Source organism: Cardiobacteriaceae bacterium TAE3-ERU3 (assembly GCA_019218315.1).
GTDB lineage: Bacteria > Pseudomonadota > Gammaproteobacteria > Cardiobacteriales > Cardiobacteriaceae > JAHUUI01.
The window spans coordinates 146,670-158,991 of sequence record JAHUUI010000001.1 but is presented as its reverse complement, the minus strand read 5'-3'; the positions used below and the strand labels follow the sequence as shown (position 1 = coordinate 158,991).

General features: G+C 47.1%; 15 protein-coding genes and 1 tRNA gene. 6 read left to right on the top strand and 10 right to left on the bottom strand.

What is annotated here, in order from left to right; all coding sequences use genetic code 11:
* Window positions 1–129 precede the first annotated feature (129 nt).
* Window positions 130–696 carry a pilin gene (locus KRX19_00665; GenBank protein ID MBV7433527.1) on the bottom strand — a complete coding sequence of 189 codons (567 nt, stop codon included), beginning with the start codon at window positions 694–696 and terminating at the stop codon, window positions 130–132.
* A 265-nt stretch (window positions 697–961) separates the two neighbouring features.
* On the opposite strand from KRX19_00665, the gene KRX19_00660 reads away from it, so the two are divergent.
* From KRX19_00660 to KRX19_00645, 4 genes are all read left to right on the top strand, one after another.
* Window positions 962–1,924, top strand: coding sequence for an IS110 family transposase (locus KRX19_00660; GenBank protein MBV7433526.1), 963 nt, complete (start codon window positions 962–964; stop codon window positions 1,922–1,924).
* A 106-nt stretch (window positions 1,925–2,030) separates the two neighbouring features.
* Window positions 2,031–2,438 carry a pilin gene (locus tag KRX19_00655; protein ID MBV7433525.1) on the top strand — a complete coding sequence of 136 codons (408 nt, stop codon included), beginning with the start codon at window positions 2,031–2,033 and terminating at the stop codon, window positions 2,436–2,438.
* 81 nt (window positions 2,439–2,519) lie between these two features.
* Window positions 2,520–2,957 carry a prepilin-type N-terminal cleavage/methylation domain-containing protein gene (locus KRX19_00650; protein MBV7433524.1) on the top strand — a complete coding sequence of 146 codons (438 nt, stop codon included), beginning with the start codon at window positions 2,520–2,522 and terminating at the stop codon, window positions 2,955–2,957.
* A gap of 23 nt (window positions 2,958–2,980) precedes the next feature.
* Window positions 2,981–3,712: a hypothetical protein gene (locus KRX19_00645; GenBank protein ID MBV7433523.1), complete on the top strand. Its 732-nt coding sequence runs from the start codon at window positions 2,981–2,983 to the stop codon at window positions 3,710–3,712.
* A 7-nt stretch (window positions 3,713–3,719) separates the two neighbouring features.
* Here the strand turns inward: KRX19_00645 and KRX19_00640 are convergent, their stop codons facing one another.
* Together KRX19_00640 and gshA are read right to left on the bottom strand one after the other, a co-directional pair.
* Entirely contained in the window at window positions 3,720–4,430 is a 711-nt protein-coding gene (locus KRX19_00640) for a M48 family metallopeptidase (GenBank protein MBV7433522.1), read from the bottom strand.
* A gap of 117 nt (window positions 4,431–4,547) precedes the next feature.
* Window positions 4,548–6,107: a glutamate--cysteine ligase gene (gene gshA / locus KRX19_00635; protein MBV7433521.1), complete on the bottom strand. Its 1,560-nt coding sequence runs from the start codon at window positions 6,105–6,107 to the stop codon at window positions 4,548–4,550.
* A gap of 52 nt (window positions 6,108–6,159) precedes the next feature.
* Here gshA and KRX19_00630 point away from each other — a divergent pair, with 52 nt between their 5' ends.
* Together KRX19_00630 and gshB are read left to right on the top strand one after the other, a co-directional pair.
* Window positions 6,160–6,594 carry an ABZJ_00895 family protein gene (locus tag KRX19_00630; protein ID MBV7433520.1) on the top strand — a complete coding sequence of 145 codons (435 nt, stop codon included), beginning with the start codon at window positions 6,160–6,162 and terminating at the stop codon, window positions 6,592–6,594.
* A 10-nt stretch (window positions 6,595–6,604) separates the two neighbouring features.
* Window positions 6,605–7,543, top strand: a complete 939-nt coding sequence (gene gshB, locus KRX19_00625) for a glutathione synthase (GenBank protein MBV7433519.1) — start codon at window positions 6,605–6,607, stop codon at window positions 7,541–7,543.
* A 57-nt stretch (window positions 7,544–7,600) separates the two neighbouring features.
* On the opposite strand, the gene hslU is transcribed toward gshB, so the two are convergent.
* The 7 genes from hslU to KRX19_00590 form a co-directional block, all read right to left on the bottom strand.
* Complete coding sequence (gene hslU / locus KRX19_00620; GenBank protein MBV7433518.1) at window positions 7,601–8,971, bottom strand: ATP-dependent protease ATPase subunit HslU; 1,371 nt, start codon at window positions 8,969–8,971, stop codon at window positions 7,601–7,603.
* 75 nt (window positions 8,972–9,046) lie between these two features.
* Complete coding sequence (gene hslV / locus KRX19_00615; GenBank protein ID MBV7433517.1) at window positions 9,047–9,592, bottom strand: ATP-dependent protease subunit HslV; 546 nt, start codon at window positions 9,590–9,592, stop codon at window positions 9,047–9,049.
* Between the two features lie 105 nt (window positions 9,593–9,697).
* Window positions 9,698–10,021: a YegP family protein gene (locus tag KRX19_00610; GenBank protein MBV7433516.1), complete on the bottom strand. Its 324-nt coding sequence runs from the start codon at window positions 10,019–10,021 to the stop codon at window positions 9,698–9,700.
* A 12-nt stretch (window positions 10,022–10,033) separates the two neighbouring features.
* A complete protein-coding gene (locus KRX19_00605) occupies window positions 10,034–10,825 on the bottom strand; it encodes an enoyl-ACP reductase (GenBank protein ID MBV7433515.1) in 792 nt (263 codons plus the stop codon).
* A gap of 89 nt (window positions 10,826–10,914) precedes the next feature.
* Complete coding sequence (locus KRX19_00600) at window positions 10,915–11,535, bottom strand: hypothetical protein (protein MBV7433514.1); 621 nt, start codon at window positions 11,533–11,535, stop codon at window positions 10,915–10,917.
* 90 nt (window positions 11,536–11,625) lie between these two features.
* Window positions 11,626–11,712, bottom strand: a tRNA-Leu gene (locus KRX19_00595).
* A gap of 220 nt (window positions 11,713–11,932) precedes the next feature.
* On the bottom strand, window positions 11,933–12,205 hold the full coding sequence (locus KRX19_00590; protein ID MBV7433513.1) for an HU family DNA-binding protein: 273 nt from the start codon (window positions 12,203–12,205) through the stop codon (window positions 11,933–11,935).
* Window positions 12,206–12,322: the final 117 nt, after the last annotated feature.

Sequence of the window (12,322 nt, the reverse complement as noted above, 5' to 3'; positions counted from 1 at the left end):
AGTTACGAAAGTAATTACTGATTGAATCCAATAAAACCGTAAAAATATCTATAAAAAAAGCGCGCCCAGATTGGGCGCGCTTTTAGCTCTATGAGTTGATATTCAGCAAGTGCTAAATATACGTCTCAATTAACGGCAAGATGCTGGCGCAAAGCGAGCTGGCAAGGTTGCTGCTACACCAGTCGCTGGCATCTGCTGAGCAGTTGCAACTGTATTTGAATCGGAAGAACAGCCCCAATCCAACACGCCACTAACACGTGGGGTAGCGGTTAATGCCGCTTGCAAGGCAGTAGCTGCGCCTGTACCTGTACGTACATATGGAGACAAAGTAAGAGTTCCAGCAGTACCAACGTTAGCAGCATTATAAGTGATAGTGATTGTGCCATCACCTGCAGCTGTAGCATTGCCAGCACCAGCTGTTTGAATTAGAACACTGTCAACATACTTAGACGTTGCACCAGCGTTACCAGCCTGAGCATTCCATGTATCAGCAACGCCACCTAAGTCAGCAGCTGATCCAATATCAGTCGAAAGAGCTAACTTAGCTGGTTCGGCTAGATTCAAACCTTCTGAAACACGAGTGCGGATAATGTAATCCTGATATGCTGGAATAGCGAAAGCAGCGAGGATACCGATAATCGCGATAACGATCATCAATTCGATAAGAGTGAAACCCTTTTGCATTTGTTTTTTCATAGTGTTCTCCTTGAGAGAATTAAATTTCGTAGTTAAAGACGACTTGCGTCATCGGCATCAGGCTAAGCTATTTGTATGCCATTTTAATTTAATTTTATTAATATCAATTGGTTCAAACCATAATTCAACATACACATAGAGTTCTTGATGATTTGAGTTGCTTTATATGATCGATATAATGCTTAGCGCAGTATTTATTCTGCAATATCGAGCCTAGCTCGGACGGTATCCTGGGCTTTGAAGCCCGTAATTTGCGAGGTTGAGCATGTGTTCTTTATATGTAGGAGTTGATATTGCAAAATTATCTTTTGATGCCGCGTTTATTGCTAACGGCATAGCGCATCATCAAACGTTTGCAAACAATACGCAAGGCTTTCGTGCATTAGCGGGATGGCTATCACACTTTTCGAGTGCAGTAAAAATCACTATGGAAGCAACCGGCGTCTATTGGGAAAAGCTTGCGTATTGGTCTGTATCGAAAGGTTGGCAAGTTAGCGTGGTTAATCCTTTGCAAATCAAAGCATATGCGACGAGTATTGCTCAGCGTAGTAAGACAGATAAGCTTGATGCATTGCTTTTGGCACGCTTTGCGCGCAATGAAAAGCCAACTTTATGGCAGCCGCCTAATGATAAGGAATATGAGTTACGTGCACTAATGCGTCAGCTTCGCCACACTCGCTTGCAATTGCAGCGTGAGCAGTCCCGCTTGGAAAGTGCACCTGACTGTATTCGTCAGTTATCGCAAAAAAATGTCGCTTACTGGCAACAAGAGATTGAAAGTATTGAACAAATAATTATGACGTTTATCGACACAGTGCCTTTACTTAAAGCACGTGCTGATTTGCTGCTTACAGTTCCTGGGGTGGGAAAGAAAACTTTGCCATGGTTACTGACTTATCTTGGTGATGGCATGAAATTTTCTTGTGCGAAAAAAGTTGCGAGCTTTGCTGGGCTTGCTCCAAGATTACATGAATCAGGTACGAGCGTACGTGGTAAATCCATGATTGGAAAAAGTGGCTTGGCAGATCTGCGCTCTGCTTTATTTATGCCAGCTCTAGTGGTGAGCTTTGGTCGGCATAAGGCATTTCAACCTTTTGTACAACGATTACTGGCTAATGGGAAACGGCGTAAGGAAGTGGTTATTGCTATGATGAGGAAGATCCTCACTGTAGCTTATGGCGTACTGAGGAGTGGGCAACCCTACAGGAAAGAACTGCATGCACTGTAGGTACAGCTAAAAAATTAGGCTATTGGATAGCCAGTAACAAAATCCAAATACTGTTCCTTCTAACAGTATCCTCGCTGCAATCGCTCTTCCTGCATATCAGGATTACTTGGCACGTACTCAAGCATCTGAAGCATTCAAAGCGACTTCAGGTTTGCAGACTGATATTGGAGTCTATGTTTCTAGCGAAAATAAATATCCGGATTCAGATGAAGTAGATAAAACAAAAGGCGCTATTGGTAAACTTGCTTCCGAACTGGATGGCAAGTATTTCGCACCAGAGGGTGTCACAGTTGGTGTAGATAATGGTGCAATTAACATCGTATTTGATGCTGGTGCTAATAGTGGTAAAGAGATGACGCTTTATCCGAGTGCGACTGCAACAGGGCAAATTTCTGGTTGGACTTGTGCCGGTGGTAAGGTTACTGCTGCGCGTACAACATTAGATGCTGCTGCGACAGTTGATACCAGCGGAAATCCTATCGAAGCAAAACGTTTGCCTTCTACTTGCCAGTAATTAGTAGTAGGTTAGCTCGAAGAGCTTAACTGCTTAAAGCCCTGCTGTTTAGTAGGGCTTTTTTATATTCAGGAGATCGTTATGCTACATCGTATACGACAAAAAGGTTTTACCTTAATCGAGCTGATGATCGTTATAGCCATTGTTGGTATTCTTGCAGCCATTGCATTACCTAGTTACCAAAATTATCTAGGTAGAACTCAGGCCAGCGAAGCTTTGACTGTCACTGAAGGGGTAAAAAGTGATATAGGTATTTTCTACTGGACCAATAGAGTATGGCCTCCAGCCGGTCACAATATCATGACTTCTGCTCAAAATCTTGGTGGCAAATATTTTAATCCGGGAGCTGTTGTAGTTACACCCGGTACAGGGGTAATTACAACTACGTTTAACAGAGGAGTTAATACTGGTCTAAACGTTATACTGACCCCGACAGCACTACCAGGGACAGGCCAACTTATCACATGGACTTGTAGTGGAAGTGTAGGCAATAGTCGCCTCCCATCTACTTGCCAATAAGTTTTGTTATTTTAGGGGTAGTTATGTCTTTCCGCTTACGTGCTTTCCTTATCCACCTAGGCATTTCTTTTACAATTGCTGTTATTTCTCTAATTGTTGTCTTTTTAGTATGGCATCCTTCTCCTTTAGCAAAAGCTGTTGGTGTTACGCAAATTTTTTTGCTCTTATTGGTAATAGATGCGGTCTTAGGGCCTGTACTGACATTTTTGGTGGCAAAACAAGGCAAAAAGTCACTCAAAATGGATTTAGCGATTATCGCAATATTGCAAGCTTTCGCTTATTGCTATGGTATGTACCATATTGCTGAAGGTCGCCCTGTTAGGATCGCTTTCGATACTTTTCGATTTGAAGTGGTAAGAGCAAATGCCGTAGATCACTCTGCTGTAAAAGTTTCAGAAAAATACCAGCGTACACCTTGGCTGAAGCCTGAGTGGGTTGCTATCAAGCCTCCTGGTAACAACCAGGAAAAGTCTGATCGCCTTTTTTACGAACTCAGCGAAGGATTTCCTCCCAGTACACGCCCAGCATTATATGAGCCACTTGCCGATGCATGGCCAACAATAAAAGAAACAGCACACTCTCTTTCAAAATTAGAACAGTTGAATCCTAAACTAGCTGTGGCACAGATATTGGAGAAATATCCTCAAGCAGATGGATATATCCCTCTATTGGCACCTGAAGTTGATATGACTGTACTGATCAATACCAAAGAGCAAAAAATTGAAAAAATTGTCGATTTACGGCCGTGGCAATAGCATCAATTCATCTAATATGTGCTTTTAGTATCTGATCATACTGCCGCCAATTGGGTAAAGCTTCACCCATCAGCTGATAGAAATCTGGGCTGTGGTTAAAGTGCTTGAGGTGGCAGAGTTCGTGGATGATGACGAGGTCGATGCATTCCGGTGGGGCTTTAATGAGGTGCTGGTTGAGCGTGATGTGGCCTTTACGGGCACAGTTGCCCCATTGTTGCTTCATGCGGCGGACGCGCAATTCGGGTATGGTTTTGACCCAGGGGGTTGTTGGTAGGAGTTCTATGAGGCGCTGCTGGAAGTAGTCGAGTGCCGTTTTGCGGCAGTATTGCTGATAAGCAGCTTCGATGCGCTCAGGTGTTGGGTTGGGTAATTGGATTTTTATGATATCGTCGTGACGTACCACGGCGATTTTTTTTGCTTCTTTGACGTGTAGCGTCACTGTTTGCCCAAGCAGTTGATGCTGGGCGCCGTGATTATATTGCGGTGCTGGGTGTCTGGCGTTAATGGCGGCGCGTTGCTGCTGTTTGTCAGCCAGCCAGCCAAGGTGCTTGTCGAGAAAGCGGTTTGCCTTAGCGCTACTGGTGCGCGGTGGGGTGCTGAGCAGAATGCTTCCATCTTGCCGGATGGTGAGGCGCATGTGCTTTTGTCGTCGGTTACCGCGCCGATATTCTATGTTAAGGGTTTGCCCGTGGTGGATGCGGGTTAGTTGGGAGTTCATGGTGGCTGTGCTCAAATGCCTGTGTGAGGGCGTGGGCAATGGTTAGGCGAGAAAGGGCAGTATGCAGAATGTAGTGATTGCCAATCATCTTTAGGCAAGATGATTGGCGATAGGATTTTAGCGCTGCTTAAGTAGTTTTTTGAGTGGATCAAAGTAGTGGTCCAGATAGTCATCAAATGTCGGTTCACTTTTTGCTGCGGCTTCGCGTTGATCATATGCTTGACGAGAGGCTTCTCCGAGCTGATCCAAGTGGTGTGCTGTTGAGGCATCGCATGGTTGGCTGAGATACTGGCTGTGCTGTTCGGTGAGTGCTTGTGCCCATTCGATGAACGGTGTTTGTGCCAGTTCTGCTTGGACGCGCTGTGGCATACGCTGGTTATGTTCGATTTGTTGGCGCAAGGTTGCAATGCTGTCGCTATAGGCGCTACCAGTGTTTTGTTGATCCAGTTGCTCAGCGATAGGCTGCATGGCATCGAGTAGGGCGGTGGCCCATTCGCTGCTGCTGCGAGGGTTGCGCTGATCGTATAGGGTTATGCCATTGACGCCGCAGCAAGCAGTGCGGAGTCGGTTGCTATTCAGTTCGTTCCAGTCAGCGTGGGTGAATGGAGGGCTGTCGCTTAGGAAACTGTGCAGCATAAAGACTTCTAGAAAATGTAGCTGCTCAATGGATACGCCGCAGGGGTCGTATGGGTTGACGTCGAGCAGGCGCAGCTCGACATACCCTATGCCGCGCTCGTGCAGCGCAATGGCGGGCAGCTCGCCAGCTTTGAGCGGCTGCTTGGGGCGGGCTGCGGTGTAGTATTCGTTTGCAATTTGCAGGATATGGGTCGAGATTTGCTGGTAGTTGCCGTATTCATCCTTGATGCCCATGTATTCAAAGGCTGGTGCCGGAGTCATGACGGCGGTAGCGAGATCATGAATATAGGTTTTGAGGTCATTAAAGCTAACGGTGAATTGTGCTTTGTTTTGATAGCCAAGGTCGCTCATGCGTAGGCTGGTGGCTTTTTGCCAGCCGAGGGTGGATGGATCGAATTGGTTGAGTACGCCTTGTGCGGGTTGGAAGCTGCTATGTACGGCGGGCGATGCACCGAATAAATAGGGGATCAGCCAGCCGTGGCGCTGGAGGTTGCGCAGCATGCCCATGTAGCGGGCATTACGTTCGCTGGCCGTGGTTATGCCGAGTTCTGTCCATAAGGCTTCGGGTGGGGAGTAGTTAAAGTGCACGCCGGCAATCATTTGCATGGCCATGCCGTAGCGGTGGTGCAGGCCTACGCGATATAGGCGCTTGAGCTTGCCACCGTTGCTGCTGCCGAAGTGGCCGATGTCGATGCTATCGAGATTGTCGGGCAGAATACACGGCATGCTCGGTGCCCAAAATTGTTCATTTTGCGTATGCGCACGGGTGTAGCGGTGCAGTGCAAGTAGCTCGTCGTATGCGGCCTGCGGGCTTGAGTGTGGCTCTGTGACGAGCTCAAGTAATGCTTCGGCGAAGTCGATGGTGATGTTTGGGTGGGTGTAGGTTCTGCCTAGCGAAAGTGGGTGACGGGTTGTGGCGAGTGTGGCATCTGGATTGGTGCGCAGCATTTCGCGCTCGATGCCGATTTGTCCACCGTGTAAGGTCAGGTTGTTGTAGGTTTGCATTGTGCGGTGTAGGGTCATGAGTCGTTGGGCAATCATAGCGTAATTATTGGTATCATGGCAGCAGATTTACTGGATTTTTGGAGGCCTTGTGTCGGCAATAATTAAGAAGACGGTGCTTGCGTTTGCTGGCATTTATGCTTTGTTAACGCTTTTGGTGGCGGCGGTGAATTGGTGGTTGGTTGATCTCAATTCCGGCGCAGCGATGGGGGTATTGGTCGCATCTGGTATTGGCGCTGCAGGTGTGTTCGTTAAGGCGACCGGGCGGCAACCTGATAAGGGTGAGCGTCATAGTTTGGCGTTGTTGTGTACATTGGTTGCTTATACGGTCAGTATCGTATTGTTTTTGCTGGTTGTGTGGCTGATGATGAGCCCTGCGGAATGGCAAGTATTGCGTGAGCAGCTGAGCGAAGTTTCGCCACTTATGGCCGTTGCTGTGATGGTGGTGATGGGCTTGATTTATTACGGTGTGCTGCGGCTGACTTTTGGTTGGCTGAGCCGAAAGTGCTATACGAACAAACGTTAAGGAGTATGTGATGGCTGATATTGCTGTATTGATGGATGATATTGACGAAGTCAAGACGTATAAAGATACGACTTTTGCGTTGATGTTGGCTGCACAAGCTTTAGGGCACCGCGTGATGATTTTTACGCAGCGCGATTGGCAAGTACGCGATGGCGAGGTGTTTGCTTACGTTCAGACGGTCGAGCTAAAAGATGACAACGAAGACTATTACCGAGTGATCAATGAAGAAATGATTGCGCTCGGTGATGTCGATGTGGTGTTGCAGCGCAAAGACCCGCCATTTAATCTCGATTATATTTACGACAGTTATATGCTCGATATGGTCGAGCGCTCCGGTGTTAAAGTGGTCAACCCACCTCAAGCTTTGCGAAATATCAATGAAAAATTTGTGATTACGCGCTTACCGCAAGCAACACCTCCGACGCTGATTACTAAATCCCGACAAGATATTCGTGATTTTGTGCGAGAGTTCGGCGTGGCTGTGGTGAAGCCGCTGGATGGGATGGGCGGTAGTGGTATTTTCCGCTTGAGTCAGGATGATACGAATACCAGCGCTATTCTGGATACGATTAATCCGCAAGGTATGACGTCCCTCATGGTGCAGCAGTTTTTGCCGGATGTGAGTGCTGGGGACAAGCGAATTCTGATTATCGACGGTGAGCCGGTCGATCATGGCTTGGCGCGTTTGCCGGCAAAAGGGGAGTTTCGTGCTAATTTGGCCGCTGGTGGTCGTGGTGTGGTTCAGCCGCTGACGGCTCGTGATTATTGGCTGGTCGAACAGGTGAAGCCGATTATTGCCGAGCAGCGCTTGCATTTGGTTGGCTTGGACGTAATTGGTGGTTATATCACTGAGATGAATGTGACCAGCCCGACGTGCATGCGCGAGATTGCCAATGAAACAGGGCAGGATATTGCTACGCGCTTTTGGTCGGCGTTGGATTTGGGCTGATTAAAGCCAAAAACTAAAAAAGGCGGCAAAGTGCCGCCTTTTTTGTGCTGGCGAGGCTTAAAGAACGAAGCGGCTTAAGTCTTCGTTGGCCGAAATGTCACCAAGTGCACTTTCGACGTATGCAGCATCAATATTGACCGTATCGCCACTGCTGCGGTCTGCAGCTTCGAAAGACAGGCTTTCGGTTAGGCGCTCCATCAGTGTATGCAGGCGTCTTGCACCGATGTTTTCTGTGGTCTTATTGACGTGATAGGCAATTTCTGCAAGTTTGGCAATGCCATCGTCAGTGAATTCCAGATGCAGGTCTTCTGTGGCGAATAGCGCGGTGTATTGCTTGATTAAAGATGCATCGGTTTCGGTCAGGATGCGCTTAAATTCTTCAATACCCAGTGCTTTCAGCTCGACGCGAACCGGCATACGGCCCTGTAGCTCAGGAACGAGATCCGATGGCTTGGCAAGGTGGAAGGCGCCAGATGCGATGAACAGAATGTGATCGGTTTTGATCATGCCGTACTTGGTCGACACGGTGCAGCCTTCGACGAGTGGCAGTAAGTCGCGTTGTACGCCTTCACGTGAGACTTCGCCGCTGTTTCCGCTATCTGAGCGCTTGGCAACTTTGTCGATCTCATCAATGAAGACGATACCATTCTGCTCGGCATTGCGGATTGCTTGCTGCTTGATTTCATCTTCTGAGACGAGCTTGTCCGCCTCTTCTTCAGCCAAGGCAACCAATGCTTCGGCAATGGTCATCTTTTGCTTGGTTTTTTGCTGTTTGCCGATGTTCTTGAACATATCGCTAAGCTGATTGCTCATTTCTTCCATACCCGGAGGGGTCATGATCTCGAAAGAAGCACCTGCGTTATCGCTTATTTCAATTTCGATTACTTTGTCATTGAGTTCTTCGCGAAGAATGCGCTCGCGATAGGCTTTGCGCGCGGGGTTGTCGTCTGCTTTTTGCTCGGTAGCATCCGTCCATGCGGTTTGTTTTTTACTGGGTGGTACGAGTACGTCCAGCACGCGTTCAAGCGCCGCTTCACGAGCCTTGCTTTGCATGGCTTTGCGGGCGCGCTCACGCTCGAGTTTAATCGAGGTTTCCGCAAGGTCGCGGATGATAGAGTCAACGTCACGTCCAACGTAACCAACTTCTGTAAACTTGGTTGCTTCGACTTTGACGAAAGGCGCTTCTGCAAGCTTAGCCAAGCGACGAGCAATCTCCGTTTTACCAACACCAGTTGGGCCGATCATCAGGATATTTTTTGGGGTGATTTCGCTACGCAGAGGTTCTTCGATCTGACGACGGCGCCAGCGGCTGCGTAAAGCATTTGCCACAGCACGTTTGGCTTCTTTTTGGCCGATGATATGGCGGTCAAGCTCTTCGACGATTTCTCGTGGCGTCATATTGAGATCACGGTAAGTACTGTCTGTCATAATGTTATCCTTTCATTGAGTAGAAGCTATTGGCTGATTAAGTTCGTCTGTATTGGCGAACGGTTCTAATCAGGATTAATCTTCTGCTTTTAATTCGTCAGTAATGATATTGCTGTTGGTATAGACGCAAATATCGCTGGCTATGTGCAGGCTTTTCTCGGCAATATCCAGCGCATTCATGTCGGTGTTGTGATAGAGCGCGCGGGCTGCGGAAAGGGCGTACATGCCACCAGATCCAATTGCTGCAATGCTGTCTTCTGGTTCAACGATGTCCCCATTACCTGAAAGAATTAGCGTGATATCGGGGTCAGCAACGATCAGCATCGCTTCGAGGCGGCGCAGAGCACGATCTGTACGCCAATCCTTGGTCAGTTCGACTGCTGCACGCAGTAGCTGCCCATCTTGCTCCTCAAGGCGTGCCTCAAAGCGCTCAAACAATGTAAATGCATCAGCAGTGGCGCCTGCAAAGCCTGCAAGAATTTTGTTGTGGTACAGGCGGCGTACTTTGCGCGCATTGCCTTTCATGATGGTATCGCCAAGTGAAACCTGTCCATCTCCAGCGATGGCAACGTGGCGTCCTCTGCGTACTGAGAGTATCGTTGTCGAATGGGCGTCAAACATAAAGTTGCTCCTCTAAATATCAATGTTCTCAGATATGGGGATGAATGGCATAAAAAAAAGCCCCGAAATAAATCGGGGCGTGACGGTTTGGATAGAATTAATAGCTTAGGCTTCTTCAACTGCTGCGTTAGATGCCTGCTGGCATTGCAAAATAGCTGCTTCAAGTGATGCTTCGTCATCATGCATCATACTTGTACCAATAACTTGCCCATTACTGGCTTTGAGATTGAAATAATGCTTGCCACTTTGTGCTACTGCGCGTTCGTAGTGTTTGGTTTCACTGGCATTTTTCTTGACCGATTCAATTCCATTGTCGCATGAACGTTTCTGGGCGTACATCTCACTTTTTAATAAGACTTTTCCCTGTGAGAGGAGATTGAAATAAAATTGACCGTCTTTACTTGTTTTGGTTTGAAAGATAAGACTCATATAGATAACTCCTTAAGCGTCGTCAATTTGAACTGATGAATAGATATTGTAGCCGCCATCGACGTAGGTGATTTCACCAGTGATACCGGAAGCGAGGTCTGAGCACAAAAATGCAGCAGCATTACCGACCTCTTCGATACTGACGCAACGCTTGAGTGGGGCTGTTTTCTCAAAGCCTTTGAGCATTTTGCGGAAGTCCTTGATGCCTGATGCAGCCAAAGTACGGATCGGGCCAGCGGAAATACCGTTGACGCGAATATTGTCTTGGCCCAAATCAGCAGCAAGGTAGCGGACAGCTGCTTCGAGAGAAGCTTTTGCAAGACCCATGGTGTTGTAGTTAGGTATTGCTTTGACTGCACCGAGGTAAGTCAGCGCCAATGCCGCAGCATTGCGATCTTTCATTAATGGATAAGCATGCTTCATCAATGCAGCAAAGCTATAGGCGCTGATTTCGTGTGCGGTGGTGTAGTTATCACGGCTCACCCCATCAAGAAAACGGCCTTCAATAGCTTCGCGAGGTGCATAAGCAATCGCATGGATGAGGCCATCAAGGCCATCCCACTGCTTGCCAAGCTCAGTAAAGACAGCTTCCATCTCTTCATCATTTGCAACATCGCAAGGTAAAAAGATATTACTGCCAAATTCTGCGCCCATCTTTTCTACGCGGGATTTGAGCTTTTCATTTTGATAGGTGAATGCGAGTTCCGCTCCTTCACGGTGCATTGCCTGTGCGATGCCGTAAGCGATCGAAAGGTTGCTTGCGAGGCCAGTGATAAGAATTTTTTTGCCTTGTAAAAAGCCCATGAATGATTACTCCATAAATAATATGACAGCTATTCTAGCAGAGATAGGCGCTAGATAAATCAATTCACCCGCGCCGATCAAATCAGGAATCAGTCACATTTATAAGGTGCTTGAGTTTCAAGTGTGCGAATTTCGCTGAGCTGCCCCGCTTCCGTAGTGATCTCACTGACGAAGAAATTACAGCCGCCACCCTGACGGAGTCCAACAGCTTCATAGTCTTTACCTGGTTTAGGCGTAAAAGAGATCGTTGTTGTTTTGCAGGTATTGTCGAATACAGGGATATTACCGATATGGACTTCCGTGCCAACTTTTTGTAAGCCAGGGCGGACATTTACTGGCTTATTGGCGGGGATGATTAGTTCTCGATAAAATGCCTTGGAAAGGATGCCATCTTTAGCACTGAGTTTGGTTGAAACTTCTGTCTGTGGAATACCGATACTTTCATTGCTGGTACTGCCGACCATTGAACCCAATGCTTCACCAAAACCACCACCAACATTAATTTTGATGCCTTTAGGGTTTGTAGCGCAATCAATACCAACATTTAGAATGGTTGGGTTGCCGTTTTGTCCATATACACGGATACGTGCATCAGTGGTGGGGTCATAGTCTTTTTTTAGCATATCTGCACCAGAACCACCGCATGCGGTAATCAGAAGAGCAGAAAAAATAGACAGAGCTGCTTGTTTGGAAAGCAATGGATGGCGCATGATCGATTCCTAAAATACAAATAATCATTGTAGACCAATTAGTAGTCGTTTAGGAGAAACATGCTAAGGAAGAGAATGCAAGAAATTGTATGGTGCCGAAGGAGAGACTCGAACTCTCAAGGTGTTACCACCGGCGGATTTTGAATCCGCTGCGTCTACCAGTTCCGCCACTTCGGCTTGTGTGAGAGGCGCTATTATACGGATAACTTTATTTTTCGCAAATAAAAAAATCGTTTTTCTTGTGTTGAAGTGATGTTTATTTATATAAACAAGATTTATTTAATTGTAAATGTATTAAATTCAATTTGTTAGGCTATAAGGCTGATGGTTTGGCCATGGTGATTCAGAGATAAAAAAAGCGGCTACAGGAGCCGCTTTTAAAGAAACTGTCTGTTGCTTAGTTGAGAGCATCTTTGAGTTTCTTACCAGCCTTGAAAGCTGGGGTAGTGCTGGCCGCGATTTGGATCTCAGCACCAGTCTGTGGGTTACGACCAGTACGTGCTGAGCGCTCACGAGTTTCAAAGGTACCGAAACCAATAAGAGTGACTTTGTCGCCTTTTTTAAGGGTTTCAGTGACATTATCAATAAAAGCATCAAGCGCTTTGTTGGCTTCTGCTTTGGTAATACCTGCTGCTGCCGCGATGGCTTCGACCAATTCCGTCTTGTTCATATTCCTGTCTACCTTCTAGGTTGTGTGTTTGGAAAGCGGCGCATCAGCGCACCGACAGTTAAAATTTATACAGGTGAAAAAAACCGCTGTCAAACATTTTTTTAGTTTCAAGGGTTA